Genomic DNA, 25,839 nt, shown 5'->3' with positions numbered 1-25,839 from the left:
TATACGATGCGAGTCGTTCTTAGCGGCGGCGGTACGGGGGGACATATTTATCCGGCCGTTGCCATAGCAAGACAATGCGAGGCGGAGAACCCGGACTCGACATTTCTATACATTGGCGGGACGCGCGGGCTGGAGAGCAAACTTGTTCCGCAGGAGGATATTCCGTTTAAGTCTATTGATATTACTGGCTTTCGCCGTAAGTTATCTCTTGAAAATGTGAAAACCATTATGCGTTTCGTTCAAGGGGTACGCAAGTCCAAAAAAATGCTGAAGGAGTTCAAGCCGGATGTTGTGATTGGTACAGGCGGATATGTTTGCGGACCTGTTGTGTATGCGGCAGCGAAGCTTGGAATTCCATCTGTAATTCATGAACAAAATGCAATTCCGGGTTTGACCAACAAGTTCCTGATGCGTTATGTGGACACTGTTGCGGTCAGCTTTGAAGGCTCTGAAAAATCATTCTCGGGTGCTAAAAAAGTTATTTATACGGGTAACCCGCGAGCAACAACGGTCGCTCAGGCCAGTCGGGATCGAGGCTTCGCTACACTTGGAGTGCCGATGGACAGCAGGGTTGTGCTTGTTGTTGGCGGAAGCCGGGGAGCCAAAGCCATTAATCAGGCGATGATCGAGATGGCGCCTCTGCTGGAACAGTTACATGATGTACATGTGGTTTACGTTACAGGAGAGACCTATTTCGATGAAACCCGTGAAGCGATTCGCAGTTCACTTGGAACGATGCCTAATCATCTGCATGTGCTTCCTTATGTGCATAACATGCCTGAAGTGCTGGCCTGCACCTCGCTGATTGTCAATCGGGCGGGAGCTTCATTCCTGGCAGAAATTACGTCACTGGGCATACCGTCCATTCTGATTCCTTCGCCAAACGTGACGAACAACCATCAGGAAGCTAACGCGCGTACCCTTGAAAAGGGCGGGGCATCGCTCACTATGCTGGAGAGAGATCTTACAGGCCAAGGATTGTATGAAGCGATCGCAGGTATTATGAACGATGAATCGGGGCGTAAACAGATGGCAGCGGCCTCACGAAAATTGGGTAAACCGGATGCCGCTGAAGTGCTTGTGAGCGAGATCAAACGTCTTGCTTCACGGCGGTAATGTGCGTTAGTGGGCGATTGTCACACACCAGGCGGGACTGACATAAGATACCGTATAAATCGTGACAATCGTTCCATGATACCGCAGCACAGCATTCAAGCCGCAGAAAACGCATGTTGAGGTGAAGAGTTTGGAGCCAGGCCTCAAGGTGTGATATTCCGGTATTGTTCGGTGGAGCTGTAGGATGGATTGCAGGTGCTCATGGATCGGATGTGTCACGGATATTTCAATTCGCTGGGATTGTACTGGAGATGATCCAGGCCAAGCGACAGCAGAGGACGTCTTCACCCTTATGCAGCCTATTCAGAGCACGATATCATCTCATAACGGTATGAAGGTATATTCTTGGTACCGTATGTCTTCGCAGTGGGTGAGCGTAAACCCCGGAGGTGATACATTGGACAAATTGGTGATTGAAGGCGGGAGACCCCTATCAGGAACCATACGCATCCATGGAGCAAAAAATGCCGCTTTACCGATTATGGCCGCAAGTTTGCTCGCAGACGGTGAAATTACGCTGCACAACGTTCCACACTTGCTGGACATCGAAGTAATGCTGTATATCTTGGAACGGCTTGGATGCACGTGTCGGCATGAACAGGGAACCGTGACGATTAATACGTCGCAGATTCGGTCACATGATGTGCCAGAAGATCTCATGAAACAGATGCGCTCCTCCATTTTTCTAATGGGGCCATTGCTGGCAAGATTCGGGAAGGTTTCCGTATATCAGCCCGGTGGCTGCGCGATTGGAGAACGGAAAATTGATCTTCACCTTCGTGGTCTGGAGGCTCTCGGAGCACGGATTGAAGAGCAGGATCAGCAAATCATCTGTCATGGAGCTCATCTGACAGGTGCGGATATTCATCTCGATTTTCCAAGTGTGGGAGCAACCGAGAATATTATGATGGCAGCTGTGCTGGCTGAGGGGACAACGACGATATTCAATGCGGCGAGAGAGCCAGAGATCCAGGATTTACAGCACTTTCTGAATGCAATGGGTGCACGTATTATGGGGGCAGGGACCGACACAATTACGATCAGTGGTGTTAAGAAGCTGCAGCCATGCACCTATGAGATCATTCCAGATCGCATTGTGGCCGGCACGGTTATGATCGCTGCTGCTGCAACCCGAGGTAATGTTACGCTCACACAGTGCAATCCGTCACATCTTACTTCACTTATACATGTGTTGAAGCGCACTGGTGTTCAAATCACAGTCTGCAATGATATAATGACTGTGAGTTGCATGACTCGCCCGAAATCGGTGGATCGTATTGTGACTTCTCCATACCCCTCATTCCCCACCGATCTGCAATCACAGATTATGGTGCTGCTCAGTTTGGCAGACGGGTTTAGCGTGATGAAAGAAACGGTATTTGAAGGCCGATTCAAACATGTGGATGAGTTGAACGTCATGGGAGCCGATATTTCGGTGGATCTGAACGCAGCATTTATCCGTGGAGTTCCGAGGCTGTATGGCGCTACTGTGGAAGCAACAGACCTCCGTGCAGGTGCTGCTTTGGTTATTGCAGGACTAGCGGCTCAAGGTAAAACGGTTGTGGAGCAAGTGCATCACATTGACAGGGGATATGATCGGATCGAAAAGTTATTTCAGAGTCTTGGAGCCTCGGTGGAGAGACAGTCAACTGTTTCGAAACAGTTGGATTTTGCCAATTAACGTCCTTGGCGTCCCCTTCTTGAAAGGGAGGGGGACCTGAGGCTTTGTGGAGCGTTATTATGCCTAAAAGTCAAATTCCGGTTCTCAAGGAGAATCGCCCAAAAAGAAACACAAGCCGAAAAGTTGTAATTATCCTGTTATTATTATTTATTGTATTACTGGCCGTATTATTCTTTCGTTCTTCGATGAGCCGTATATCAGCCATCGAAATTACGGGTAATGTATACACGGCGACTTCGGAGCTACTGGATAAAAGCGGTTTGAAGGAAGGCGACCAGTTTTTTGGAACAACCGCTTCTGAAATCATCGAACGTCTCAAAACGATTAAAGCTGTTTCAACCGTTACTGTGGACAAGCAGTTTCCCGGAACGATTCACATCAAGGTTCAGGAATATCCCACTGTCGCTTATGAGCTTGACTCCAGCGGCGCATTGAAAGCAATCCTGTCCAGTGGGACAAGCCTGAATGTTCCACCAACGATTGGCGTTGCAGTAGAGAAGCCGATTCTGACGCAATGGAAGCCGAATGATCCGCTCAAAGCAAAACTGAGTCAGGCGCTGGCTCAAATTCCGAACGAGCTGACTACAGACATTTCTGAGATTATTCCGAACCCGACACCTTCATTTCCGGATCAGATTCGCATGTACACCAAATCACAGTTTGAAGTGATTACAACGATATCGTTGTTAACGGATAAAGTGGAGTATTTGAATCAGGTGATTGAAACAGAGCGGCCGGGCAAAATTACGATGCTTGAGGCAGATACGTATGTGCCGTTTATCCCCGATGATGAAGAGAATGACGCAGAACCAGGAACAAAGCCCTGATCATTCGCTTGTCTTGCTTTATGCAATACGCAAAAGTGTAGGCGGGATAAGGCTTTGGGCCCGATTGATGTGTGAAACTTGTTCTTTCTGAAAATAAGAAAAAATGGTACACTTGAGCTTATGGCGCCTGAAATGCCTCCTTCTTTTTTCTTCAAGGTTTTATGTTTCGCAACCAGAACTTGGCACCCAAAAAAATTGTAGAAAAAAGAGGGAAAGTCTAAAGTGTGTTGAATATGTTTTAATGAGTGTTTGAACCCGAACGTAATTTATTATTGAAGTCAGGAGGTGCCACAGACTTGAGCAACAATGACATCATTGTTAGTTTGGACATCGGTACATCCAAAATTCGCGCTATTATTGGGGAAATTAATAATGGAACCTTTAATATTATTGGAGTTGGATCTGCCGACTCGGAAGGAATTCGCAAAGGTGTAATCGTAGATATCGATCAGACGGTGCAGTCGATCCGCAATGCAGTGGATCATGCAGAGCGTATGGTAGGTATTCAAATATCCGAAGTATATGTTGGAATCTCAGGGAATCATATCGGACTGATGAGCAGTCATGGTGTGGTGGCAGTATCGAACGAGGATCGTGAGATCGGAGAAGAAGACATGGAACGGGTGTTGAAAGCAGCCGAGGTCATTGCGGTTCCGCCGGAACGGGAAATTATCGATGTTGTCGCCAAGCAGTATGTTGTAGACGGCTTGGAGGGCATACAGGACCCGCGGGGTATGATTGGTGTTCGTCTCGAGGTTGAAGCGACTATCATTACGGGTGCAAAAACCGCGATACATAATCTTTTGCGCTGCGTGGAAAAAGCGGGATTAAAAGTGAGTGATCTCGTTCTCATGTCACTAGGGGCTGGCCAACTGGCTTTGTCCAAGGATGAGAAAACGATGGGATCGGTACTCGTGGATATCGGAGCCGGGGCAACAACCATCGCGATCTTTGAAGAGAACAGCATGGTTGCAACTTCAACGTTGCCAATTGGCGGGGAATTTGTAACGAATGATATTGCTTATGGTTTACGTACTCTGACGGATCAGGCGGAGAAAGTAAAGTTGAAATACGGCTGCGCCTGGCTTGATGATGCTGCTGCAGATGTGATGTTTAAAGTTACCCGCATTGGCAGCAATGTAGACAAGGAGTTTTCACAAGAGGATCTGGCGGCTATTATTGAACCAAGGGTTCAGGAAATATTTCAGATGATCGGTCAAGAAGTGAAACGCCTTGGTTACAACGAGCTGCCTGGAGGTTATATACTTACGGGTGGTACGGTCTCCATGCCGGGTGTACTGCAAGTAGCACAGCATGAGCTTGCTGCATCGGTACGGGTTGCCGTTCCGGATTACATTGGTGTGCGTGATCCTGGATACACCAGCGGTGTTGGCATTTTGCACAATGTTATTCGCGGTTTGCGCATCAGGCCCTCGAGTAGCGGCGGCGGTAACAATAATAACACCAATAACAAAAAACCGACGAACCGTCCGAAGCCAAATACGGCACAGGAATCGGAACAAAAACCCGGTCTGTTCGAACGACTGAAGAATATGTTCAGTGAATTTATATAACAGGTTGGATCCATTTCATACATTCTTGAAGCCGTCTGAATGCGCTGGTACTAAAATAAACGCTTTCGTTCGTCGATATATGAAATTGATTCGGTTCAAATCAAAAATTGGACGGGCCATCCATGCACATTGAGGGGGAGATGGAATAATATGTTGGAATTTGATTTTGAGATGGAGAGCTTGGCTCAGATTAAGGTCATCGGGGTAGGCGGCGGCGGAAGCAACGCGGTTAACCGAATGATTGAAGGTGGAGTACAAGGTGTTGAATTTATTACAGTGAATACGGATGCTCAGGCGTTACACCTGGCAAAATCCGAGCATAAATTGCAAATCGGTGATAAATTAACCCGTGGTCTTGGCGCTGGTGCCAACCCGGATGTAGGTAAAAAAGCAGCGGAAGAGTCTCGAGAGCTGATCATGAACACTCTTAAAGGGGCGGACATGGTATTTGTTACAGCAGGTATGGGCGGCGGTACAGGTACTGGGGCAGCTCCAGTCATCGCTGAAATTGCCAAGGAGTGCGGTGCACTTACTGTCGGTGTCGTAACACGTCCCTTCACTTTTGAAGGCCGCAAGCGTTCCACCCATGCAGAACAAGGGATTGAGGCACTCAAAGAAAAAGTGGACACGCTGATTGTCATTCCGAATGATCGTTTGCTTGAGATTGTTGACAAAAAGACGCCGATGCTGGAAGCATTCCGTCAAGCGGATAATGTACTGCGTCAAGCCGTACAAGGTATCTCCGATCTTATCAAGGTGCCAGGTCTGATCAACCTTGACTTTGCAGACGTCAAAACGATCATGCATGAGCGCGGCTCAGCCCTGATGGGGATTGGTGAGGCAACTGGTGAGAACCGTGCAGCTGAAGCGGCACGCAAAGCTATTATGAGTCCGTTGCTTGAAACGTCCATTGAAGGCGCGCGCGGTGTCATCATGAACATTACAGGCGGCATTAACCTGTCTCTGTATGAAGTCAATGAAGCAGCTGAGATCGTCACTTCGGCTTCCGATCCGGAAGTGAATATGATCTTTGGTGCGATTATTGACGAAGATCTGAAAGAGGAGATCAAGGTTACGGTCATTGCTACCGGATTCGAAGATAAACCAGCAGCTCCGCCAGTGCGTAAACCTGCCGCGGCAGCAGAAACAGGAGAGACCCGTTCGCCGAATCTTCGTCCATTCGGAAATCAGCCGAGCAGTGATCAGCTGGACATTCCGACATTTTTACGGAATCGTTCCCGCAACAACAATAACGAATAAATGATCGATCTTTACCTGGAAACCCGGTACTGCTTCTGAAGCAGCCGGGTTTTTTGCTGTTTTTTTATCTAGCGTAACATACAGGAATGAACAAATTCTGAACAAGTCGCCTGCGCATTCCGACAAAAAAAGTTGGAAACAAGCTCCCACATTTAGACAGACTTTGAACAGGAGGCTCCGTATACTTGGGAATATGCTCATGAAATATCGAGAAGATTAAGCAGCTGAGGTTGTTACAGGTCGGATATACCTGAGTTCGTCTAATGGGTTGCATCTGTAGTCATTACAATCTGATACATCTATGATCGTTGCAATCCTTCGTTTCGGCAGGTTCCGATGCAGGCAGGTGAAGAGCGTGGTTGTGTATGTCGATCTGATTTTTTTGACCAATCTGATTATTGATGGAGCGCTCATTGGACTGACCGCCTGGATGCGCCAAACGAAGCTGGTCTGGTGGAGATGGCTGTTATCGGCCATTGTTGGCGCGTTATACGTGGTGATGATGTTTGTACCGCAGTTTGATTTTATGTTCACGTTTCTGATCAAGTTTGGCTTTTCTCTCGTTATGTTAAGTATTGCGTTTGGATATAAAGGGCTGCAGGCATTTACGCGGATACTGGGCACATTCTACGTCATCAACTTTGTCGCGGCTGGAGGTATTCTGGGTGTGCATTACATGCTGCAGAGCTCGGGAGAGCTGTTCAATGGCATCTGGTTTACAGCTTCGGGCGGCATGTCATTTGATCTGAAGATTGCGTTCTGGTTTACATTCATTGTATTCTTCGCGGTCCTTTTATTATTCAAAATTGTGCAGAGTGCCAAACGAAAATCGGATCGGTTATCCACCTACCTGGGTAAGGTCGAGGTCTGCATTGATGAGATAGTTGTGTCTTGTACAGGCCTTCTGGATACGGGCAATCAGCTTACCGATCCTTTGTCGCGAATGCCGGTGATGGTGATGGAGGTGGCATTGTGGCAGGAGTGGCTGCCTGATTCCTGGAAGCACAGACTGAAGCAGGAATCACCGGATAAGCTCATTATGGAGCTGGATCAGGAGCAGTTTAAGTGGCAGGACCGACTGCGGCTGGTTCCCTACCGGGGGATTAACAAAGGAACAGCCTTTATGCTGGCTATCAAGCCGGACCGCGTAAGAGTGACGATGGAGGAAATGGCTTATGAGACAACCAAGGTTTTGATTGGGCTGGATGGGGGCGTTTTGTCGTCCGATGGAAAATATCAGGCCGTGATTCATCCTGAACTTGTGCAAGAAGCTGCTTCTGCGCAGTCTACGGCTCAATCCGCGGAAGCTACAGAAAAGCCGCTGAATGTGGTATAGGAGGAACCGACATGCTTGTGAAATGGAAACTGGCTGCTCAACTGAATTATTACCGCTTGTTATTCCTGTTTGGGCTGAAAAGTGAAGAGATTTATTATATCGGGGGAAGTGAAGCGCTCCCGCCTCCACTGACACGGGAAGAAGAGGAATATTTGCTGCAGAAGTTATCGTCTGGGGATGCTGCTATTCGTGCGATGCTGATCGAGCGCAATCTGCGTCTGGTGGTGTACATTGCACGCAAGTTCGAAAATACAGGCATTAACATCGAGGACCTGGTATCGATTGGTGCGATTGGCTTGATCAAGGCCGTAAATACATTTGATCCCGAAAAGAAAATCAAGCTCGCTACTTACGCCTCGCGCTGTATCGAAAACGAAATATTGATGTACTTGCGGCGTAACAGTAAAATTCGTACCGAAGTTTCTTTTGACGAACCGCTGAATATTGATTGGGATGGAAACGAGCTTTTATTATCCGATGTGCTCGGTACCGAGAACGATACAATCTATCGAAATATTGAAGAACAGGTAGATCGCAAGCTGCTGCACAAGGCACTGGAGAAGCTCACGGATCGGGAGCGAATGATTATGGAGCTTCGTTTTGGCTTGACCGATGGCGAGGAGAAGACACAGAAAGATGTGGCTGATCTGCTTGGAATCTCCCAATCCTATATTTCTCGTTTGGAAAAAAGAATCATTAAAAGGCTTCGCAAAGAGTTCAACAAAATGGTCTGATCCGGTTAAAAAGGAAGAATGGGTATTACTGGCAAGGGTGCCAACTACGAATAAAAAAGCCTGCCCCGGAGATAATGTACATTAATGTTTCTCCTTGGGAGGTAAATCACGATGACCCGAAACAAAGTCGAGATTTGTGGGGTGGACACCGCAAAATTGCCTGTTCTCACCAATATTGAAATGCGGGAATTATTTCATTCCCTTCAACAGCACCATGATCGCTCAGCAAGAGAGAAATTGGTGAATGGTAACCTGCGTCTGGTACTCAGTGTCATTCAACGTTTTAACAATCGGGGGGAGTTTGTCGATGATCTGTTCCAGGTCGGCTGCATCGGCCTGATGAAAGCCATTGATAATTTTGATTTATCCCAGAATGTCAAATTTTCAACCTATGCGGTACCGATGATTATCGGTGAAATTCGCAGATATCTGCGTGACAATAACCCGATTCGAGTATCCCGTTCTTTGCGGGACATTGCCTATAAGGCACTTCAGGTTCGGGACAGCCTGACCAATAAAAATTCACGCGAACCGACGATATTTGAAATTTCCGAGGCGCTGAACGTGCCGAAGGAAGATGTTGTTTTTGCACTCGATGCGATTCAGGACCCGGTATCCCTGTTTGAACCGATCTACCACGACGGTGGGGACCCGATCTATGTGATGGATCAGATCAGTGATGACAAAAACAAAGATGTGTCCTGGATCGAGGAGATTGCTTTGCGCGAAGCGATGCACCGACTCGGCCAGCGGGAAAAAATGATTTTGTCGATGCGCTTCTTTGAAGGAAAAACGCAAATGGAAGTTGCAGATGAAATCGGGATATCACAGGCGCAGGTTTCACGACTTGAAAAGTCAGCCATACAACAGATGCAGAAACATGTGAAGTCGTAGTGTGATCGTGTGAAATAAGTAAAAGGGCGATTGATCGGATAACAACTCCATTGATCGTCCTTTTTTTGTGCACAGCCACAGCAAAATTTGCAGCTGAAGCCACTATCTCGTTTATGATTTTGGAGCATGCAAGCGAAAAAACAGGACATTTTTCACCCAAAGGACATATATTAAATACAGATGGATGCAGAACGGGAGACGAGTGTTAACAGGGGGCGGAAGGAATGAGAGTGAATACAAATGAGCCGGCTTCGCGCGGTATGAAAATTTCCGATTTTCAAACGAAGGATGTTATTAATATCACGGATGGCAAACGACTTGGACAGATTAGCGATCTGGAACTGGACCTGCAGCAGGGCAGAATCGAGGCCATCGTTGTACCGGGGTATAGTCGTTTTATGGGGTTGTTTGGCGGCGGAACGGATCTCATCATTCCTTGGAGAAATATTGTGAAAATTGGTTCGGACGTCATTCTTGTGAAAATGGATGAGGTCAAAGAACAGACCTATGACGAGCGTGAGCGGGAAGCTCGGCTTTACGATGAGCAGCAGCAGAGCCGCACCGACCGAGCAGAACGACTGGAACGCCTGAATCGGAGTCAGCGCAGAACGATATAAATGATAAGTGAGACAGAACTCTGCTCATTTGGTACACTGGAAGTTGTGAGGTGAGAGAATGGAACCATTTGTATTGGACAAAAATGTATTGAAGGAAATAGCTGAGCAAACGTATCGTAATGATCAAGATCCACTTTTGTTATACATTCAACCTTGGCAATCGTTCGAACGGTTGACTGCCGGATTTACAACCAGACATGGTGGCATTGGTCAAGCGCCTTACGCTTCGCTGAATTGTGCGTATCATGTCGGGGACGATGCTGAAGCTGTATTGAGCAATCGTCGTCTTGTTACGGATAAACTTGCTTTTCCACTGGAGGCCTGGACTTGCGGAGAGCAGGTGCATGGCAAGCATGTAGCTGTTATTACCGCTACAGAGCGCGGCAGAGGGCTGCTGGATCGTCAATCGGCCTTACAGGATACAGATGGCCTGGTGACCAATGTGCCAGGTGTGCTGCTGACTTCATTTTACGCTGACTGTGTTCCGCTGTATTTCTATGACCCTGTGAAACAGGCTGTAGGCCTTGCACATGCGGGATGGAAGGGCACGGTAGCAGGCATTGCTGTCTCTATGGTGGAAACGATGGAACGCGAGTATGGAAGCCGGAGAGAAGATATCCGGGCGGCTATCGGTCCATCTATCGGGGAATGCTGCTATGAAGTAGATGAGGCTGTAATGCAGCATGTCCGGGTTTGGCTCGATGAACCTCAGGGTAATGATGAATACGAGCGCTCTGTATCCAGAAGCGTATATACCCCTGCTGAAGACGGCAAAACGATGTTAAACTTGAAAGAATGTAATCGACACATTATGATGAAAGCAGGAATATTGCCGGATCATATCGAATGTACAACATGGTGTACAAGTTGTCATCCTGAGCTTTTTTTCTCTTATCGTAAGGAAAACGGGACTACAGGAAGAATGGCAAGCTGGATTGGGCTGGAAGAGAGGTGACCTCTGTGTCATTGGAGGAGCGTATTCAACAAGTTAATCAGAAGATTGAAGATGCGTGCAAGCGCAGCAACCGTCAGCGTGAGCATGTGAATGTGATTGCGGTCACGAAATATGTCTCATTGCAAACGACAGGGTCTGTGCTTGAACACGGTCTTGAGCATATTGGAGAGAATCGCTGGCAGGATGCACAGGCAAAATGGGAAGCTTTCGGGCAGAAGGGCACCTGGCATTTTATCGGTCATCTGCAGACAAACAAAGTGAAGGACGTCATTGGCAAGTTTGCATACATACATTCACTGGATCGTTTGTCACTGGCCAAGGAACTGGATAAAAAAGCCGGCTCACTCGGCCTGAAGGTAAACACATTCATGCAGGTGAATATTTCGGGTGAAGAGAGCAAGTATGGATTGCAGCCTGAACAGGCAAGTTCATTTTTGAAAGAAATTCAATCGTTGAACAACCTCAATATCATCGGTCTGATGACGATGGCACCTCATGAGGAAGATCCAGAGAAGACGCGTCCTGTATTTCGAGGGCTGCGCGAGCTGAGAGATGATCTGAATGGACAAGCGTTGACAGCACAGCCGCTGACGGAATTGTCAATGGGCATGTCCAACGATTTCGAAGTAGCCATTGAAGAAGGGGCAACCTGGGTGCGGCTTGGATCAATACTCGTAGGAAAAGAGGAGGGAACACGATGGGCGTAATGAATAAATTTATGAATTTCCTTGGACTTCAGGAAGAGGAAGAGATTGTGGAGCGTGAGCGGCTTGCTGCACAGGAGGAACAAGAGCCAGAGCAGCAAGAAAATGAAACCTCTGCGTTAGATAAACGTAGAAACCAAAGGGGTAATAATGTGGTCAGCATTCATTCCCAGAAAAATGTTAAAGTTGTCCTGTATGAACCTCGTTCTTATGACGAAGCACAGGAGATCGCCGACCATCTTCGCTCGCATCGTACCGTTGTGGTCAATCTGCAGCGAATCCGTCAGGATCAGGCTTTGCGTGTCATTGATTTTCTGAGCGGCACGGTATACGCATTAGGTGGCGGTATATCTAAAATTGGCGGCAACATTTTTCTCTGTACGCCAGATACGGTTGAAATTCAGGGAACCATTACGGAAATACTGGCTGACAGCGAGCAAGATTATAACAGAATGAGGTGAGCCGCTTTTGTATCAAGTTGAAGTTATATTGTCAACGCTATATCAGATTTATTTTTACATGGTCATTGTCTACATATTGATGTCATGGCTTCCTAACGCGCGGGAAAGCTTCATCGGTGAATTGTTAGGCAAATTCGTGGAGCCGTATTTAAGTCCTTTCCGCCGGTTTATTCCGCCTTTGTTCGGCGTGCTGGATATTTCCCCGATCGTTGCGCTGCTTGTTCTTCGACTTGCGCTTGTAGGGTTAATCTCGGTACTTCGGTATTTTGTATACTAGGCTAAGGGTGACATAGATGAGCAATGAAATTTACGAACATTTTAGCCATGATGAGCGGGATTTCGTAGATAAAGCCTCCGATTGGATTGAGCGGGCGAGCAAGTATCATGATATGAAGCTCACCGACTTTCTTGATCCAAGACAGGTCTTTATTTTGCAATCCCTGGTTAATCGCAGTCAGGACGTTCAGGTTCGTCTGGATGGCGGATATGAGGCGGCTGAACGCAAACGAGCATTAATTGCACCGGATTATCGTTATCTCGATGAGGAAGATATGGGAATGCAGGTGCTCAGCATCACGTCAGATGACGCGAAGATTTCGGAACTGGAGCATGGGGACTACATGGGTTCCCTGCTCGGACTCGGGATGAAGCGTGGCAAGATTGGAGACATTCAAGTGCTGGAGGAAGGTTGCCACACAGTCGTGGCAGCGGAAACCGGCGCTTTTTTATCGCTTCAACTGAATCAGGTCCATCGGTTGCATGTGTTCACAGAGCTGCTGCCGCTGGATCAGATGAAATGGTCTGAGACAAAATTGGACACCATAGATATTACCGTAGCTTCCTTGCGGCTTGATGGCATCTGTGCGGATGTGTATCGATTGAGCCGCAGCAAGGTGCTGGTTCCCATCAAGGCAGGGCGCTGCAAGGTGAACTGGAAAGTGGTGGAAGATCCCTCGAAACCGCTTAAGGCAGGAGATGTCGTATCCATTCAAGGCTTTGGTCGTTTTAAGGTGCTGGAGCAGGAAGGAATGACCAAAAAGGGACGCTGCAGGGTGAAAATCGGGAAATTTGCTTGATCATGTTGCAGGAAAATCTGAATTCTTGTCGAAATGTTAAACGTAAAGGGTAAAAGGGTAAAAAAATACTTGGTGTTTCCGATATACATTAAAGTACATGTTGTCAATGGACCTCTGATAAGTCGAGGCAGGTCCTTCATTCCGTACCAGATGCCAGCTACAGGTGTCTTGCTACGGCTTCTTGGGTGGAACCCATGTGCTGCAAACCTTCTCTGGATTGGGAAGGAATTTTTACAGGAGGTGGACAGCATGCCATTAACGCCGCTGGACATACATAACAAGGAATTCTCCCGACGCTTGCGCGGGTATGACGAGGATGAAGTCAATGAATTTCTGGATCAAGTCATCAAAGACTACGAAGGCGTCATTCGCGAGAACAAGGAGCTGAGCAATCAGTTGCTGTCCGTTCAGGAGAAGCTGGATCATTTTGCTACGATTGAGGAAACCCTCAGCAAAACAATCATCATTGCACAGGAAGCTGCGGATGATGTGAAAAACAATGCGAAGAAAGAAGCGCAGCTCATCGTGAAGGAAGCAGAGAAAAATGCTGACCGAATCGTGAACGAAGCGCTTGGCAAGTCCCGCAAGATTGCTTTGGAAGTGGAAGAACTGAAAAAGCAGGCTTCGATCTATCGCGCACGTTTCCGCACGCTTGTAGAAGCTCAGCTTGAATTGCTGACTCAGGATGGCTGGGAAGCGCTGGAGAGCCGGGAACAGGAAGTAAAGGACCGTGAGCGGGAGATGAAAGAGATTTATTAGTCTGCCGCCCGGTTGACTTTTGCGGGCAAAGAAGCTATAACTATATTCATATTGAATAGTGATTCCATGACGGGCTCAGTACGTTATGATCTCATCCCTCAGAGAGTTGGTGTCTGGTGCAAACCAACGGATGAGTTATAGCCGAATATCTTCCCGGAGAAGTGACGCTGAAGCGGTGTAAGCATGACCGTGTGTAAGCTGAACCGTAAGCCGTACGTTATAACGGTACCCTGCAGCATTACAGCGGGGCTTAAGCGCTGTTGATGACAGAGCATACTCAGAGTGATCTGAATGTGGTTTGTGATGAACAGAATTAGGGTGGTAACGCGAGCAGAGCCTCGTCCCTTTCCAGGGATGAGGTTTTTTTGTGTTCTCAAACGGCGGTTGGAGCGGAAGGCAAGGAAAACCTGAAGAGGTTGAAGTGCTCGTCGCGAGCAATCCAATATTGATTTAATAAGAGAAAGGAAGTTGAGTAGCATGCAGCGAGTTGATGTCAAAGAGAAAGCACGTGCGAGAGAATTACGCATGTTAAATAAATGGAAGACAGAGAACACCTTTAAACGTTCCATTGAAAATCGGGAGGGCAAGCCAAACTTTGTCTTCTATGAAGGCCCGCCTACAGCGAACGGTAAACCTCATATCGGGCACGTGCTCGGACGTGTAATCAAGGACTTTGTTGGTCGTTACAATACGATGAAGGGATACCGTGTCGTTCGTAAAGCCGGATGGGATACCCATGGTTTGCCGGTAGAGCTCGGAGTACAGAAAAAATTGGGTATCTCTCACAAGTGGGAGATCGAAGATTACGGTGTGGAGAAATTCATCAACGAATGTAAAGCGAGCGTATTTGAATACGAGCAGCAATGGCGCGACTTGACGGAAGGCATCGGTTACTGGACGGACATGGATAATCCATACATCACACTCGATAACAACTATATCGAAAGTGTATGGAACATCCTTGCGACAATTCACGAAAAAGGACTATTGTATCGCGGTCATCGCGTTAGTCCATACTGTCCTTCCTGTCAGACAACGTTGAGCTCGCATGAAGTTGCACAAGGCTATAAGGATGTCAAAGACCTGAGTGCTACAGCCAAGTTCAAATTGCATGATAGCGGTGAGTTCGTGCTGGCCTGGACGACAACACCTTGGACACTGCCTTCTCACGTGGCACTTGCGGTCAACCCGGACATGGATTATTCCCGTGTACGTCAAAACGATGAAGTATACATCATGGCAACCAATCTGGTAGAGAAGGTCATGAAGGACAGCAAAGGTGAATATGAGATCATTGGCACACTGAAGGGCGCCGATCTGGTTGGCAAAACCTACAGTTCGCCATTTAATTATGTTCAGGCAGAGAAAACAAATATCGTATTAGGTGCCTCCTTTGTAACGGATGCAAGCGGTACGGGTATCGTGCACATGGCTCCTGCACACGGTGAAGATGACTATCGTGTCTGCCGCGAGAATGGCATCAGCTTTGTTAATATGGTTGATCTGGAAGGTAAATTTGTCGCACAAGTGACGGATTTTGCTGGCCGATTTGTGAAGGATTGCGACATCGACATCGTCAGATACTTGTCCGAAAATGGTCGCCTGTTCAGCAAGGAAAAATACGAGCACAGCTACCCGTTCTGCTGGCGTTGTGATACACCGCTTCTGTACTATGCAATGGACAGCTGGTTTATCCAGACCACAGCGATCAAGGATCAGCTTATCGCCAATAACAGCGAAGTGGAATGGTATCCAGGGCATGTGCGTGAAGGCCGCTTCGGGAAGTTTCTGGAGGACCTCGTGGACTGGAACATCAGCCGTGACCGTTACTGGGGTACGCCGCTGAACATTTGGGTATGTGAAGAGACAGGGGAACAATTTGCACCACACAGCATTGCTGAGCTTCGCGCCCGTGCGATCGGAGAGGTGCCTGAAAATCTCGAGCTGCACAAGCCGTATGTGGATGAAGTGAAGGTGCTAAGCTCATGTGGCAAATATGAGATGAGACGTACGCCAGAAGTGATTGATGTCTGGTTCGACAGCGGCTCGATGCCGTTTGCACAGCAGCATTATCCTTTTGAAAATAAAGAAGTATTTGAACAGCAGTACCCTGCGGATATGATCTGTGAAGGCATCGACCAGACGCGCGGCTGGTTCTACAGCCTGCTCGCGGTGTCCACTCTTTTGACAGGCAAAGCACCTTACAAAGCCGTTATGGCAACAGGGCACGTACTGGACGAGAACGGCCAGAAGATGTCCAAATCCAAAGGCAATGTCATTGACCCATGGGAGGTTATCGAGGAATACGGTACGGATGCGTTCCGCTGGGCATTGCTGTCTGACAGCGCGCCATGGAACAGCAAACGTTTCTCCAAAGGCATCGTCGGGGAAGCCAAATCCAAAATGGTCGATACATTGGTGAACACCCATGCATTCCTGACGCTGTATGCAACGATCGATGGATTCGATCCGCAGGAGCATCCGTTCCAATTGTCTGCACACAAGCTGGACCGCTGGATTCTGTCGAGACTTAACAGTCTGATCCTTGTTGTGGAAAAAGCACTGGCAGTGAATGATTACCTGAATTCCTCCAAAGCTATTGAAGCGTTTGTAGATGAGCTGAGCAACTGGTACATCCGCCGTTCCCGTGACCGATTCTGGGGAAGTGGTCTGACAGAGGATAAGCTGGATGCGTATCGTACCCTGACCGAAGTGCTGGTGACTTCAGCGAAGCTGGTGGCGCCATTTACACCTATGCTGGCTGAAGATATCTATCTCAACTTGACGACGGGTGAGAGCGTGCATATGGACGATTACCCGACAGCTAATGAAGCCTTGATCGATGCAGCGCTGGAGCAGGATATGGAAACGGCTCGCCGCGTGGTAGAGCTGGCTCGTAACGTTCGTAATGAAACGGGCATCAAAACACGTCAGCCATTGTCCGAACTGATCGTTTCTTTGGATAAAGGCTTTGATCTGGCAAGTTATGAAGAGATCATCAAGGAAGAGATCAATGTCAAAGGAATCCGTACCGAGCATAATGATGCGGAATTCGTAGACTTTACACTCAAGCTTAACTTGAAGGTTGCGGGTAAAAAATACGGCAAAAACGTAGGTTTCCTACAAAACCTGTTTAAAGGCATGACTGCGGATGAGACACGTAAAGTGGTAGCGGAAGGCGTATTTAACGTCGTTTCTCCAGAAGGAGAGGAGCTGCAGGTGACGAACGAGGAACTGCTGGTTGAGAAGCAGGCGAAGTCCGGGTTTGCATCGGCGTCAGGTTATGGTCTTACTGTTGCACTGAACACAGAAATTACGGAAGCACTTGAACAGGAAGGCTGGGTGCGTGAAGTCGTTCGAGCTGTACAGGATACACGGAAACGACTCGATCTGCCGATTGAAAAAAGAGTGCGTTTGACGCTGGATGTCGATGCGGATCTTCAAGCAGCGATTCAAGCATTTGACGAAGTTCTGCGCGAGAACGTACTTGTAACAGACGTGACCTTTGGTACGGCTGATGACATGGAACGTGTAGATGCCGGAGGCAAAGCGATCGGAATCTACATTGAAGCGTAGCCTGTAGAGTAGTTTAATTAAAATAAGGATAACCTAATTAAATCGTGAACCAACATAAATGAGCCTCAGCCAGGGAAGCAATTCCTGAAGCTGGGCTCGTTTGTTTTTTGCACGATAAGGAAATGATTAAATTGTGAACTTCCATCAAATGCTTGAATTGTGCACTTGTATCAAATGATTAATTGTGAACCTTGCATTAATATTATAAACGATTGGAGCGAAATATGAGCAAACAGGACCAGCAAGGCGCATCCACTCCTGCCGTCTCTAGTGCGGGATCTGTGCATACGCCTCAAGACAAAATTGAAGAATTACATACATTAACGAGCAGGATCGCAAATGAACTGGAGCGTTCACGCATTGCACAATATACAGAGCTGCTGAACCGACCATGGAAGCTCATCTGGTTAAATCTGTTGTCTGGAACGGCGAGAGGTGTAGGGATCGCCATTGGATTTACTTTTTTTGCAGCAACGATTATCTATGTGTTACAGGTTCTGGGCGCATTAAATCTGCCGATTGTCGGAGATTACATCGCTGATATTGTGCGAATCGTGCAGCGTCAGCTGGATATGAATACGTATTAATCCTCCTCGGAGCCCGGTTCGAGCAGTCCTGACCCTTCACCATTTTCCAGGTACTTCCGATACTGCCGATTACGAACAATGGATACATCATGACCATAAATATCTGTTGCCACAAAGCTCTCGTATGCTTCAACAAAACCGTCCAGCTCTTCTGCAGCTTCAATAGCCATCACATCGTAACTGTCGATATCACCGCTTTCTGCCATTGCAGGAGTATTGGAGGTTCCCCAGCTCTCTACAATCTGCCAGGCATCTTCACCGTCGAAGCCGTTCTGATCCTCTCGTTCGTCCAGACTGGTACGTCCAAACGCCGGGGCAAGAAATTGTTCTTCCACAGGACGGTTCTCGGAAACGACCGTTTCGGGTTGATGTTTTTTGCAGTATTTGGTGTACGGGACAGCTTCCATACGCTCATAAGGAATCGGCTGCTGGCAGACTGCACAGGTTCCGTAGTGACCTTCTTCCATCGCATGCAGTGCAGAATCAATGCGTTCAAGTTGAAACTCATCATGCTCAAGCAGGGAAATATCCTTCTCTCGTTCATATACCTCTGTAGCCAAATCGCCAGGATGATTATCGATGGGTGACAGTTCTCCGGTCTGGAGCTTTAGAGAATCCCCCAAGCCATAATGTTCATTCTCGGACAATCGGTGTTCAATATCACGTTTATTGCTCATTAGCTGGGAATGCAGTGATTGCAGTTGCTTGGCTGTGAAATGTGACATGGCTTTCCCCTTTCTGGTTCGTTCGGAATCCGGTTGATGTCTCCAATCTAGGATGTGCCTTTTCAGGCGGGATTACAGAAGGCAAATGTTATCGCTTTTTCCAAGGCTTTTTCCAAGGAATCTGCGGACCGGAGCGTTTGCCTGTCATGGACGATCTCTGAATAGCTGTGCTACAATAAATAAGTCTGGCGAATGCGTGTTATCGCTGGAAAAGACAAGAACGGAGTGACAACAAACGTGGTGTATTATATCCTTGCTTTTATCGTATTTTTAGTCGATCAGGGAACAAAGTACCTGATTGCTACCCGGATGGAGCTTAGAGAAGAGATTCCGGTCATTGGCAATTTTTTTGTCATCACTTCCCATCGTAATTCAGGTGCGGCGTTTGGCATTTTGCAGGACCAGCGCTGGTTCTTTATTGTGGTTACAATTATTGTGGTTGTCGCTTTGATCTGGTATTTGCAAAAGGTAAAAGATACACCGCACAAATTGCTGCCAGTGGCTCTTAGCCTGGTGCTTGGTGGAGCGATCGGCAACTTCCTTGACCGGGCTTTGACAGGGGAAGTTGTAGATTTTGTACAGCTTAATTTCGGAAGTTACACGTTTCCCATCTTCAACATTGCTGACTCGGCGATCTGTATCGGAGTAGCATTAATTATTGTGGAGACATTATTGGAAGGACGCCGTGAGAAAGCGGCTGCAAAGATTGAAGGGAATGAGCATCATGAGTAATGTGAATGAAGAACAGGTTCATAACGAAGAAGAATTTAACGGTGAGGAACGTATGGAATGGACCGTTGCCGCTGAACATAAGAAAGAACGCGTGGACAAATACATTACCGATGCTTTAGAGGACGTATCCCGTTCACAGGTCCAGCTATGGATCGGAGACGGTGCGGTTACAGTAAACGGTGCTATTGTGAAAGCCAACGCCAAGCTGTCTGAAGGCGATCAGATTGTTCTGCAGATTCCTGAGCCGGCAGCGGTGGAGATTATTGCAGAAGATATCCCGCTCGAAGTGGTTTATGAAGACAGTGACCTCATTGTCATTAACAAACAGCGTGGACTTGTTGTGCACCCGGCACCAGGTCATACGTCAGGCACGCTTGTAAACGCTTTGATGTATCATTGCAAGGATCTGTCCGGCATTAACGGGGAGCTGCGTCCGGGAATTGTGCACCGGATTGATAAGGACACGTCAGGTTTGATTATGGCAGCCAAAAATGATCGTGCCCACGCCTCCCTGGCTGCACAGTTGAAGGAACATAGCGTAAACCGACGTTATATTGCGCTGGTGCATGGTCATCTGAGCCATGATCAAGGTACGATTGATGCACCAATTGGCCGTGACACGAATGATCGTAAAATGTACACTGTGACCGAGCGCAACAGCAAACATGCGGTGACTCATTTTACAGTGACGGAGCGCATTAACGATTACACTTTGCTGGAGTTAAAGCTCGAAACAGGACGTACCCACCAGATTCGGGTGCATATGAAATTTATCGGACATCCGCTCGTGGGTGATCCGACATACGGACGCAACAAAGGGATCAAAATGAACGGACAGGCCTTGCATGCTGCAACGCTTGGCTTCGTACATCCTTCTACAGGAGAATACATGGAATTCAGCGCGCCGATCCCGCAGGATATGGAGGATGTACTGGCTTCGCTGAGAAGCCGCTGACGTTTGTAGAAAGTACAAATGTTCGGATATTTTGTCCATGGTGTTGTTTGCTCAAATGCTTCATATTAAGACATGAGAAATTTGCGTCACAATGAGGAGATGAATCGCATTTATGAGTATTGAACAATATCAAGAAACGTACATCCAAACTAATTTTGCCGACCGTATCGGCGGCTCCAACTATGGTAAAGACACTAACATCTATAAATTCGAGAAAATCAAACGTGCCAAAGCTTCTGCCAAAAAAGACTTTCCCGATGTCGAGCTGATCGACCTTGGGGTAGGTGAACCGGATGAAATGGCAGATGCAGGCATCGTTGCTGCACTTGCTGCAGAAGCGGCCAAGCCGGAGAACCGCGGTTATGCCGATAACGGTATCCCTGAGTTCAAGGCAGCGGCAGCAGCCTACCTGAAAAACGTATTTAACGTGGATGGAATTGATGCAGATACGGAGATTGTTCACTCCATCGGCTCCAAGCCCGCTTTGGCGATGCTGCCTTCCTGCTTCATCAACCCGGGAGACGTAACCATTATGACGGTTCCTGGTTACCCGGTAATGGGTACGCATACCAAATATCTCGGTGGAGAAGTGTTTAACGTTCAATTGACGAAAGAAAATAACTTCCTGCCTGATCTGCAAGCAATCCCTGAGGATATTGCAAAACGCGCAAAATTACTCTATCTGAACTACCCGAACAACCCGACTGGTGCAAGTGCAACAGTGGAGTTTTTCACTGAGGTTGTTGCATGGGCGAAAAAATACAATGTCGTTGTTGTACATGATGCACCCTATGCAGCCTTGACATATGACGGTAAAAAACCGTTCAGCTTCCTGTCCGTGCCTGGCGCGAAGGATGTTGGTGTGGAGCTTCACTCCTTATCCAAATCCTACAACATGACAGGCTGGAGAATTGGCTTTGTTGCTGGTAATCCGCTCGTTGTCAAAGCATTCAGTGATGTGAAGGACAACAATGACTCCGGTCAATTCATCGCAATCCAGAAAGCGGCAGCATATGGCTTGAATCATCCGGAAATTACAGAGAAAATTGCTGAGAAATATTCCCGTCGTCATGACATGCTGGTAGCGGCATTGAATGAACTTGGCTTCCAGGCTGAGAAACCGAAAGGTTCCTTCTTCCTTTACGTAGAAGCGCCAAAAGGTGTTGTTGGCGGACGCCGCTTCGAATCCGGTGAGGATTTCTCTCAATTCCTGATCCGTGAGAAGCTGATCTCCTCCGTACCTTGGGATGATGCAGGTAACTTTGTTCGTTTCTCCGTAACGTTTATTGCAAATGGCGAAGAGGAAGAGAAACGGGTTATTGCTGAAATTAAACGTCGTTTGAGCGATGTAGAGTTTGAATTTTAATTGAAGCATACAGTGAAATAGACGATGTAAAGTGTGAAGAGTGAACTGTGACCCGTAAGATGGACACTTTGAAAAAAGTGCCCTCTTACGGGTCTTTTGTGTTTTAATCAGATTATAAAAGTTTGTGGGGATGTAGATTATGAGGAAAATTAGACGGGTTTTTACGGAGAAAGAGATCAAGCTACTGGAGTCGAATCCATCCGTTCTTCGCGTATCAGAGAAGAATATCACGTATTCCCCTGCCTTTAAGATTGTGGATGTACAGGCCAGTCAGGCGGGGCATACACCCATGGAAATCTTCTTACAGGCAGGATTTAACGTTGAACTGATCGGACAGGAGACGCCAAAAAGATGTTTGGAGCGTTGGTGAAAAACATATGTTTCTTCAGGTGAAGCTGGACTACTGGAAGAGCGTAGGGGGAAGGGAAGCTCGGGAAGACCGGTTAGTCGTGAGCTTTCGGCTGAGGAAAAGCTCCGTCTTGCCGAGGCACGTATCAAGCTTTTGGAAGCCGAGAATGAACTCTTAAAAAAGCTAGAAGCGCTCGAAAGGCACAAGGACAACAATGAATTACTAGCGTCTTCCGAGCGCTTTCAGCTCATCAATCAGGTCATTCGTAAACATGGACCTGAGACGCGTGACTCGCTATCTTTGTAAGCTTGCTGAGGTAAGTACAAGCGGGTATTATCGCTGGTGTGCGGCGGAAGAACACCGCCAGCTTCGAGAGGCTGCCGATGAACGAGACAATGCATTATGGAAATGGCCAGCGGGCTTATTTGTCCTGTGTAAAAGATGGTGCAACCAAAGAAATCTTAGCTCACTATCTGTCCTCATTTTTGGGATTGTCTCTTGTTCAACGAACAGTGAAGCGACTGCTTAACCGTTTAGATGGGGAAGTACATCCGGAGGCTTTAAAGAATAGGGACCCTTTTTAAGAGGATTCATAAATGGGGTCACAGTTCAGAGACCGGAAACGGTCTCTTTTTTCCTATTCGCTTATGGAAAATCTATTGGAAAGTCTTTATAACTAATATTTACACTTTAACGGAGAGGACAGAAAAAACCTGAAAAAGCGAAGCGTTCGCCTTTATCACCGGATTTTACCCTTTGGAAAAGGGAATCCAAAAAATCCGGGGATAACAGCGATTGGAAGGTTATTCTGTCATTGGAGTGGACTGTGTAAAATCTTTAGTTCAAGTTATATAGATGATGAAGTAAAAATCAATCAAGCGATGATTTTTGTTTTTTTCGCATTTTCGGCGGAACGCTTGGTCAGACTGCTTAACGGTCGTTTTAACAACAGAGCCAGAACCAGACTTAGTACAATGAACAGACATAACCACAGAATGTCCTTAATAGCAGAGGACCATAGAATGCCGCCAACCGCTTCTCGCAGCAGGCTGATCGCATAGGTGAACGGCATGAACGGATTGAGCGCCTGGAAAAAGGGCGATGTCATGCTGATCGGAAAGGTGCCGCCCGAACTGGAAAATTGAAACACCATAAAAATAATGGCAATGCCCTTGCCGATATTACCGAACACGGACAGCAGCGTGTATGTGATGGTTACAAAGACGGCACTTACGAGCATTGCAAACAGAATGAACCACCATTTATCTGCCACGTAAGTTCCGAGAATCAGAATATCTCCTGCCGTGACGCATATCGCCTGTAAAAGTCCAATCGTCAGAAACGTGGCGAGACGACCAAGGTACAGCTCATATCCGCGATATTGTGCCTCCGGATTTTCCGCTTCCGCACGCAGCAATGATATAAGGAGGGTCGAGCCCACCCACAAAGACAATACGGCATAGAAGGGAGACATGGCTGAGCCGTAATTCGGAATAGGGTACAGCTGCTGTTCTTTAATCTGTACAGGACTCGCTAGAAAGGCACTTTCCTTTTCGATATCCCCCCGCAGCAGCTTGGCAAGCTCGGCAAACTGATTATTGCCTTCGACTTCTCTCAGCTTGACTGCAGCTTTGCGGATTGCATTTTCCAGTGCAGGCAGGTCATCACGTACAAGGCCCGCTACACGATGAACACCCTTCTGCACCTCAGGCAGCTGATGTTGTACAAAGCTGGACGCCTTGCCAATCTGCTTCTCTGCCTGCGGCAAATCATTACGAACGAAGTCGGCGGCTGCATTCAGCTTGTCCTCAAGCTTGGGCAGGTCACGCTGAACAAGAGAGGACACGGTATGGATTGCCTGGATGAAGGCTTTGCTTTTCGTATCCAGAGCTTGCGAGATTTCATGTATTTTAGCCTGAATCTGAGGCAGATCACCCTGAATTTTCTCAAGCTCGGATTGCCCAAACGTAATCCCTTGCTTTGCCGTTGCAAGAATGTCTGCTATGTCGGGAAGACGCTCCTGTACTCCCTCCAGTGTAGTTGCTGAAGTCGAGAGGATCGATTTTAATTGATCCGTACCTGCCGAGAGCGCAGGGGAGATTTGGCTGTCATAGGTGCTGATGAACCGATCTATGCCGCTGCTTATACTACTTGTAATCTCGTTTAATCTGGCAACCATGTCTGCCGGGGGCGTAGTATTGTTACGCAGTGCGTTACTGATGATGCCGGCAATCCTTATCTGCTGCTGAAGCTGATCGGATATCGTTTGCAATTGCTGTACCTTTGCAGATAACGGATGAGACGGCAGTAAGTCATCCATTTTCCCAAGCAGGGCAGCCATGCTGTCCACGATCTTCAAGGCAGTGCCTAAACGTGATTTAATACGGTCTATATCGTCTGCGCTTGGAAGCTTGCTCAGATCGGTTTTATTTAATTGTGCAAATACATCACCAGCCGCATTGGTGATTTGCTGGATCAGCAGCAGGTTTTGCCTAATCGTTGGTGTAATTGTCTGGAATGCCTCCTGAGTGGCATCAACGAAGCGATTCAGGCCCTCCGTCAGCTGCGCGCCACCTGCAGCGATGTCGGATATTTTATCAAGATCCTGCTCGGCAGCAGATACTATAGCCAGTGCTTTGTCGGTTTTATCCAACGCAGTCTGTATTACGCCGGATACTTGTCCGAAGTTGGCATCCACTTCTTGAATGCGGGCAACAGCCTGCTGAATGTCAGGAATGCGAGTCTCCAGAGCCACGACTTCGGCAGCGGCTGCTTTAATCTGCGGCCAGTATTGCTGTACCTTCAGTACGTATCCGGCCGCTTCATTGATTTCAGGCAATCTCTTCTCCAGCTCTACGATTTTTTGTGCTTGTGTCACAATCTCGGGCATGGCCTGATCCACTTCCAATACCTTTTGACCAGCCTCCTGAATGGCAGGAAGATTTTTCTCCAGCATAAAGATGCCGTGTTCCATTTTACGCAGCGTTGGAAGCTGGGCATTGACCTCGATCCCGGCTTCCTTCAGCTTGGTGAGCACTGCTTCACTGACGGCTTCGGTGAAATTCTCGTTAATTTGTTTGGTAATCGCCGACACACCGGAACCCGTTATTTTGGGCGCGATGGCGTTTACCTTTTCATTAACGGTATAGATTACTTCCGGCCGATCCAGCTTTCCTTCCACAATGCCAGTTATTTTGGACGAAAAATCAGCAGGAATCAGCAAGCTGGCGTAATACGCTCCTGTTTGAACTCCGCGGCTTGCCTCTTCCTTATCAACGAAGGTCCATCCCAGCTTTTTGTTTTGCTTTAAACTTCGAATGAGCTCCTCACCTATATTGACCGAAGTTCCCGTGACAGTTGCACCTTGATCTTCACTGGTAACAGCTATTTTGATGCCTTGTGTATTGCTGTACGGGTCCCAGACGGATTTCACATTTACCCAATCATACACACCAGGTAGAAGAATAATTGCAGCAATCAAAAATATGCCTGTCGGTACTTTCAAAATATGCATCCAGTCTGTCTTGTAAATATGCCATATGTGACGCATTGATG

At 47.5% G+C, this 25,839-nt stretch carries 23 protein-coding genes, 1 pseudogene and 1 other annotated feature; of the genes and pseudogenes, 22 read left to right on the top strand and 2 right to left on the bottom strand.

What is annotated here, in order from left to right; translation table 11 throughout:
- Positions 1-6 precede the first annotated feature (6 nt).
- From murG to ACQSGY_RS01905, 18 genes and pseudogenes are all read left to right on the top strand, one after another.
- Complete coding sequence (murG, locus tag ACQSGY_RS01990; RefSeq protein ID WP_427050472.1) at positions 7-1,116, top strand: undecaprenyldiphospho-muramoylpentapeptide beta-N-acetylglucosaminyltransferase; 1,110 nt, start codon at positions 7-9, stop codon at positions 1,114-1,116.
- A gap of 155 nt (positions 1,117-1,271) precedes the next feature.
- A pseudogene (locus tag ACQSGY_RS01985) lies at positions 1,272-1,367 on the top strand (UDP-N-acetylmuramate dehydrogenase); the annotation flags it as partial.
- Between the two features lie 146 nt (positions 1,368-1,513).
- Positions 1,514-2,797: a UDP-N-acetylglucosamine 1-carboxyvinyltransferase gene (murA, locus tag ACQSGY_RS01980; protein ID WP_111271940.1), complete on the top strand. Its 1,284-nt coding sequence runs from the start codon at positions 1,514-1,516 to the stop codon at positions 2,795-2,797.
- 59 nt (positions 2,798-2,856) lie between these two features.
- Complete coding sequence (locus ACQSGY_RS01975; RefSeq protein WP_289370891.1) at positions 2,857-3,624, top strand: cell division protein FtsQ/DivIB; 768 nt, start codon at positions 2,857-2,859, stop codon at positions 3,622-3,624.
- A 296-nt stretch (positions 3,625-3,920) separates the two neighbouring features.
- Positions 3,921-5,198, top strand: coding sequence for a cell division protein FtsA (gene ftsA, locus ACQSGY_RS01970; protein ID WP_184182354.1), 1,278 nt, complete (start codon positions 3,921-3,923; stop codon positions 5,196-5,198).
- 150 nt (positions 5,199-5,348) lie between these two features.
- Positions 5,349-6,458 carry a cell division protein FtsZ gene (gene ftsZ / locus ACQSGY_RS01965; protein WP_184182356.1) on the top strand — a complete coding sequence of 370 codons (1,110 nt, stop codon included), beginning with the start codon at positions 5,349-5,351 and terminating at the stop codon, positions 6,456-6,458.
- Positions 6,459-6,813: 355 nt separating this feature from the next.
- The gene (gene spoIIGA, locus ACQSGY_RS01960; protein ID WP_216517436.1) at positions 6,814-7,794 is read left to right on the top strand and encodes a sigma-E processing peptidase SpoIIGA; all 981 of its coding nucleotides are present in this window, start codon (positions 6,814-6,816) and stop codon (positions 7,792-7,794) included.
- A gap of 11 nt (positions 7,795-7,805) precedes the next feature.
- A complete protein-coding gene (gene sigE / locus ACQSGY_RS01955; protein ID WP_110898502.1) occupies positions 7,806-8,528 on the top strand; it encodes an RNA polymerase sporulation sigma factor SigE in 723 nt (240 codons plus the stop codon).
- Between the two features lie 111 nt (positions 8,529-8,639).
- Positions 8,640-9,422, top strand: coding sequence for an RNA polymerase sporulation sigma factor SigG (gene sigG / locus ACQSGY_RS01950; RefSeq protein ID WP_110898501.1), 783 nt, complete (start codon positions 8,640-8,642; stop codon positions 9,420-9,422).
- A gap of 224 nt (positions 9,423-9,646) precedes the next feature.
- The gene (locus ACQSGY_RS01945; protein WP_240636762.1) at positions 9,647-10,039 is read left to right on the top strand and encodes a YlmC/YmxH family sporulation protein; all 393 of its coding nucleotides are present in this window, start codon (positions 9,647-9,649) and stop codon (positions 10,037-10,039) included.
- A 58-nt stretch (positions 10,040-10,097) separates the two neighbouring features.
- Positions 10,098-10,994 (top strand): peptidoglycan editing factor PgeF, encoded by an 897-nt coding sequence (pgeF, locus tag ACQSGY_RS01940; protein WP_427050471.1) that lies wholly within the window; start codon positions 10,098-10,100, stop codon positions 10,992-10,994.
- Between the two features lie 5 nt (positions 10,995-10,999).
- The gene (locus ACQSGY_RS01935) at positions 11,000-11,701 is read left to right on the top strand and encodes a YggS family pyridoxal phosphate-dependent enzyme (protein ID WP_427050470.1); all 702 of its coding nucleotides are present in this window, start codon (positions 11,000-11,002) and stop codon (positions 11,699-11,701) included.
- The gene (locus tag ACQSGY_RS01930; protein ID WP_111271924.1) at positions 11,692-12,159 is read left to right on the top strand and encodes a cell division protein SepF; all 468 of its coding nucleotides are present in this window, start codon (positions 11,692-11,694) and stop codon (positions 12,157-12,159) included. The genes ACQSGY_RS01935 and ACQSGY_RS01930 overlap by 10 nt, the downstream gene beginning before the upstream one ends.
- Positions 12,160-12,166: 7 nt before the next feature.
- Positions 12,167-12,436: a YggT family protein gene (locus ACQSGY_RS01925; RefSeq protein ID WP_184182362.1), complete on the top strand. Its 270-nt coding sequence runs from the start codon at positions 12,167-12,169 to the stop codon at positions 12,434-12,436.
- 16 nt (positions 12,437-12,452) lie between these two features.
- Positions 12,453-13,235, top strand: a complete 783-nt coding sequence (locus ACQSGY_RS01920) for an RNA-binding protein (protein WP_216517243.1) — start codon at positions 12,453-12,455, stop codon at positions 13,233-13,235.
- Positions 13,236-13,484: 249 nt separating this feature from the next.
- Entirely contained in the window at positions 13,485-13,994 is a 510-nt protein-coding gene (locus ACQSGY_RS01915) for a DivIVA domain-containing protein (RefSeq protein ID WP_111271926.1), read from the top strand.
- A gap of 57 nt (positions 13,995-14,051) precedes the next feature.
- Positions 14,052-14,343 (top strand) — a binding site (T-box leader).
- A 128-nt stretch (positions 14,344-14,471) separates the two neighbouring features.
- On the top strand, positions 14,472-17,570 hold the full coding sequence (gene ileS, locus ACQSGY_RS01910; RefSeq protein ID WP_427050469.1) for an isoleucine--tRNA ligase: 3,099 nt from the start codon (positions 14,472-14,474) through the stop codon (positions 17,568-17,570).
- A gap of 224 nt (positions 17,571-17,794) precedes the next feature.
- Positions 17,795-18,157, top strand: a complete 363-nt coding sequence (locus tag ACQSGY_RS01905; RefSeq protein WP_427050468.1) for a DUF5665 domain-containing protein — start codon at positions 17,795-17,797, stop codon at positions 18,155-18,157.
- Here the strand turns inward: ACQSGY_RS01905 and ACQSGY_RS01900 are convergent.
- Positions 18,154-18,882: a TraR/DksA C4-type zinc finger protein gene (locus ACQSGY_RS01900; RefSeq protein WP_427050467.1), complete on the bottom strand. Its 729-nt coding sequence runs from the start codon at positions 18,880-18,882 to the stop codon at positions 18,154-18,156. The two genes, ACQSGY_RS01905 and ACQSGY_RS01900, sit on opposite strands and share 4 nt — an antisense overlap.
- 237 nt (positions 18,883-19,119) lie before the next feature.
- Here ACQSGY_RS01900 and lspA point away from each other — a divergent pair, with 237 nt between their 5' ends.
- From lspA to ACQSGY_RS01880, 4 genes are all read left to right on the top strand, one after another.
- The gene (gene lspA / locus ACQSGY_RS01895) at positions 19,120-19,614 is read left to right on the top strand and encodes a signal peptidase II (protein ID WP_090923795.1); all 495 of its coding nucleotides are present in this window, start codon (positions 19,120-19,122) and stop codon (positions 19,612-19,614) included.
- Positions 19,607-20,569, top strand: a complete 963-nt coding sequence (locus ACQSGY_RS01890; RefSeq protein WP_427050466.1) for an RluA family pseudouridine synthase — start codon at positions 19,607-19,609, stop codon at positions 20,567-20,569. The genes lspA and ACQSGY_RS01890 overlap by 8 nt, the downstream gene beginning before the upstream one ends.
- A gap of 112 nt (positions 20,570-20,681) precedes the next feature.
- Positions 20,682-21,935 (top strand): LL-diaminopimelate aminotransferase, encoded by a 1,254-nt coding sequence (locus tag ACQSGY_RS01885; RefSeq protein WP_145404069.1) that lies wholly within the window; start codon positions 20,682-20,684, stop codon positions 21,933-21,935.
- Positions 21,936-22,074: 139 nt separating this feature from the next.
- Positions 22,075-22,305, top strand: coding sequence for an HTH domain-containing protein (locus ACQSGY_RS01880; RefSeq protein ID WP_427050465.1), 231 nt, complete (start codon positions 22,075-22,077; stop codon positions 22,303-22,305).
- Between the two features lie 853 nt (positions 22,306-23,158).
- On the opposite strand, the gene ACQSGY_RS01875 is transcribed toward ACQSGY_RS01880, so the two are convergent.
- The gene (locus ACQSGY_RS01875) at positions 23,159-25,834 is read right to left on the bottom strand and encodes a YhgE/Pip family protein (RefSeq protein ID WP_427050464.1); all 2,676 of its coding nucleotides are present in this window, start codon (positions 25,832-25,834) and stop codon (positions 23,159-23,161) included.
- Positions 25,835-25,839: the final 5 nt, after the last annotated feature.

The sequence above is a fragment of the Paenibacillus sp. TC-CSREp1 genome (assembly GCF_050171015.1).
Lineage (GTDB): Bacteria > Bacillota > Bacilli > Paenibacillales > Paenibacillaceae > Paenibacillus > Paenibacillus silvae.
The sequence above is the reverse complement of the archived record's forward strand: the minus strand, read 5'-3'. Positions and strand labels throughout refer to the sequence as shown.